3 protein-coding genes are annotated in these 4307 nt (G+C 31.1%); 2 read left to right on the plus strand and 1 reads right to left on the minus strand.

Annotated features, from left to right (window positions below; genetic code table 11):
- Positions 1–106 precede the first annotated feature (106 nt).
- Positions 107–262, minus strand: a complete 156-nt coding sequence (locus tag ACTNBR_RS16000; protein ID WP_441042728.1) for a hypothetical protein — start codon at positions 260–262, stop codon at positions 107–109.
- A 491-nt stretch (positions 263–753) separates the two neighbouring features.
- Here ACTNBR_RS16000 and ACTNBR_RS16005 point away from each other — a divergent pair, with 491 nt between their 5' ends.
- Together ACTNBR_RS16005 and ACTNBR_RS16010 are read left to right on the plus strand one after the other, a co-directional pair.
- Positions 754–1389 carry a hypothetical protein gene (locus ACTNBR_RS16005; protein ID WP_441019191.1) on the plus strand — a complete coding sequence of 212 codons (636 nt, stop codon included), beginning with the start codon at positions 754–756 and terminating at the stop codon, positions 1387–1389.
- A 484-nt stretch (positions 1390–1873) separates the two neighbouring features.
- The gene (locus tag ACTNBR_RS16010; RefSeq protein WP_441042729.1) at positions 1874–3649 is read left to right on the plus strand and encodes a hypothetical protein; all 1776 of its coding nucleotides are present in this window, start codon (positions 1874–1876) and stop codon (positions 3647–3649) included.
- Positions 3650–4307 lie beyond the last annotated feature (658 nt).

Consider the following 4307-nt stretch of genomic DNA (forward strand, 5'->3'; position numbering starts at 1 on the left):
GCGACTTGGTACAATAAGAAAGAATCACATTCAGAGCAGTTCTATTTTTTCCAGAACTGCTCTTTTATTATCTGCTCTGAATCTGATACTTTCCTTAAGAATTATATCAAGCTGTAAAGGGCACATTATCTCCCAAAAGGATGGGTGTTGTTATTGTAGCGTATTTTGGTGCAATGTGTATAACAGGATCTGAAAATATTATTAGATATGCAACATGGCAACTTGTTGGTGTTGGAATTGCTTTAATAATTTCAAGCATCATAGGTGCTATTGCATCCTTTTACTATTTTATACGTTGTAAGAATGATAAGATATGGTCGCGTTTGATTTCGGTGGCAGCAATCTGGGGAATTATCCGAATTGTAATCAATAATTATCAGATGATTAGGTATGCAGAACAGTATTTGTCAATGAACACCACAGTAAGATTAGTATTACAAATGGCCATCTATGGATTGATTCTATATCAAACATTTACGTTGACCAAGAAGCGAAAGAATGCTATAGAGATTAGCAATACAGAAAAGCAATAAAAATTGATTGACTAAAAACCGTAGTCACAATATAATATGTGTAGGAGAGAAGCCTGCGTAAGCGAAGTAAAAGTAGACGGGACAGCCTACTTCCTGATTGGGGGCAAATAATAGCCATAGAAGATTGACCGGTGTATTCCGATCCGCTGTCCTTATTAGGAGATTAGGCGTCTGTGAAACAGCAGACGCTTTTCTTATATGAGAATAAGGAGAATATTAGATGGAAAACAAAAGAATATACAAGCATGTTGTCTTTGCTATATTGAGTGTATTTACGTTGTACATAGTACTAGATTTGTTTAATATTCCCCAAAAGTTTAACATTCCAATTTCTAATATAAATACAGATTTATTTGGAATTGTGTCGAGTGCGGTCGTTGCTTTAGTTATTTACTTTATTTCATATAATGAAATTGATGATAGAAAAATTAAACGAGAAGATAATGCGAAAGATACAGCTAAGGTACTGCTTGCTGATACTTATAAAGAATGTCTTAATACTTTGGAATTGTTGGGGAATAGAGAGATTTTGGAAGCATTTATTGTTCCTAAGGTTGATTTTAATAAAACGAACAAAGATGATAAAATAATGAATAATTTACAAATTTTACCATTTGAGAGTTTTGATAAAATTATATCTTTGTCAGAGGGAGGATATATTTCAAAGGATAAATTAGAAATATATCTATCTATAAAAAAAGAATTTGCTTTAGTTGTTTCGATGAAAATAACATTTTTTGACATTGATAAAGCTCAAGGGTTAAAGCAGATATTATACAAGGAAGAAATAGATAGAAGATTTTATGATTTGATAAATACAATAAATAATGAAATTAGTTTTTTGACCAATAGATAAATGCGAAGTGTAGTAAGAAATTACAATATTCTTAACTTCCAGACATTTTAACTCTCGTTCAAATAAAATGGCTTATTCATGCACTCTATGAGTGTTTTGGAGTCATTCATATGAGAGTTAATTATCTCCTCGAGAGTTAGCACTTAAACAGTCGCAAATCCGCTATTTATAAAGATTCTTTGCAATAGATAGATAATGCTACAGGAAGTTTGGGAATATCTTAGTCGAAAGATAAAGAATATAATAATACAAAAAGGAGAAATAAATTTTTTTTAATGTATTGCTCATGATAAAGTGATGGATGTTTTGAAATAGTAAAGAATTTTTTGTTTGGCTATAAAGAGATATTAAGACAGCAAAAAAGCAATGTGATAATCGACACTAAAGTCGCACATTGCTTATGCTCTCATTAATTTTCTTCTATTATTATATGCGAAATAATGAAAAAGTCAATAGTATTAGGTAAAAATAATGGAGAAAAAATATGCTAAGTTACTTGACGAATGAATTTATAAAAACAAATTTTCAGTTTAATAGTGTTGGACAAATATTATTTATTCAAAAAATCAAAGAATTGTTGAATAATAACTCAGGGGTATCATACAGTTATAAAATACATAATGCATACAGCATATTATTAGAATTAAAATCAGTAATTAAAGATTTAGAGTATGGGAGAACTAATGGGTTCATATTAGAAGAAGTACGAAAAGAAGCTAATGAAATAGTAAAGAAAGATTTGGTAATGCCAGCTAAGCAAAATGCTTTATATGGAACTGTATGTGATGAAATAAGAAAAGGATTGTCCATTGATAAAAATAATCAATCAATTAATGCAACAGATATGGACAAAGTCCATTCAATGTATAGTGCTATTTGCAATTTAGAAAATGCATATGAAATTATGGATTATTTAAATGACACAGTGGATATGTTAAAAAGTGCAATTCAATCCGATGAATGTGAAAAAATAATTGATCTTACAGAATGTTTAGTAAGTTCTATTATAATTACAAAACGTTCAATTTCAAGTGTATATACAAATGTAGGCTATTTCTTTGAAAGATCGGGAAAAGCATTTGATGATTGTTGGAATCAATGGGTTGGTAATTTGCTACGAATAGACGCAAAATATAAATGTTATTTTAAAATAGAAGACAAATACAAAGAAAAGGTAACAGAGACTATTACAGGTGTAGAAGTTAAGATTATGCATCCTACAGAAAATGGAAGCTCGTTAATTGAGGATGAAAATACATATTGGGAGGTTGACATTAAGGCTCCTGCAAATGACCATGTTTCGATTGTTGAGAAAGCATTCCGCGTATATAAAAAAGAAATGGGGATTGTTGAGTTTGCCACAGCAAAAGTAGACAAATTGGATGATAGAGTCATTGTATATGATGAACACTTTAATAAGTTTTTTGATTTAGAACAGAAGACTATTGCAAAAAATCTGGATTATAAACCTTACAATCAATATCATAGAAACATTGATAGAGTTGTGAGACTATTCGTTGATAATTTGAGTAATGAAATTGATAAAAATAAAGTTGTAAATGCGATTATTAATACTTGCAATTTTGAAGGGGAAGGAAAAACATATAATTTCCTTTTACTGTGGTCATCATTGGAAGCATTATTTAGATCAAATCAGTATCCAACTGCTATTACAGCAATCAAAGATACTGTTCCGAATATTTTGTCTCATAGATATATTTATTACAGATTATATGACTTTTTAAAGGATTGTAATAATATCGGTTTGAATTATCAATATCAAGGTAATAACGTGGTTACTGAAAATCCAAACACTGAGCAAATAGTATTGTTGTTTAACATTTTAAGGGATCAGTCTGAAAAGGATGTTTTTTTGCAAGCCTGCAAAAATTCATATGAATTATTATATTATAGAGGTATTGAGTTAGAACGAATTCTCATGAATGCTAAAAATATGAGACAAAAGATAGAAAAACATCGCCAGATATTGGGTTATCAATTACAAAGAATGTATCGGATAAGAAACAAATTTGTTCACCACTCTTTAGTAGATGAAAATATAGATGTACTATGTAAACATATACGTGTGTATATGTGGGAGGCTATACGTGAGATGAGTTATGTTGCAGATAACAGAAAAATCAATACATTAGAAGAATTGTATGCATATTTTAGAATGAACAACATGATGATGCAAAAGATGTTACTTAATGCAAATTCTCCTATTGATGCAAAAAATATATCAAACGGATATTTATAATTGTACTGATAATATAATTATTGTTTTAAGGTGTTGAAAAAATGAGTAGTGTTTGTCAATATTCTGCTCATCAAGTTGGGTATAATTAGATAATTCTTGTTTTAGAAAACGGTAATATGATGATATTATAAATCCAAAGAGCCAGATACCATCTCTGATACCTGGCTGTGAAGAGAAGTGCTCAGTTGTTATAGGATGCTGTGGGTTTGCAGCAAGTATGCAGCACATATATCCGCAAAGCCTTATTTTACGGGTTTCCACAGTTTCGCAAACGTTAATTTGGAGCGAAGCGACAACGAGAGAAAACAAAGTTTTCTCGAGTTTGTTTCAAGCGACAACGAGAGAAAACAAAGTTTTCTCGAGTTTGTTTCAAGCGACAACAAGAGAAAACAAAGTTTTCTCGAGTTTGTTTCAAAGATATCAAAAGAATTTTGTCCCGGAAGCAATTGTGCTTCCGGGATTTCTTCATATTTGGTCAGATCATTGACCGTAGATTCAATTATTCTTCAAACAGGTCACTTCGGTCCGTTTCGCAGAATGACCTTAACTGCAAATTCCGGCTCATCTGACCACGCATTCCGCTAAGAGCTGATCAGTCTTTCCGGATGTAACTGAACGCGTTTCCGCTTCAGCTGATCAATAAGTTTTCAACGTGTTA

The sequence above is a fragment of the Bariatricus sp. HCP28S3_F11 genome, from assembly GCF_052065395.1.
GTDB lineage: Bacteria > Bacillota > Clostridia > Lachnospirales > Lachnospiraceae > Allocoprococcus.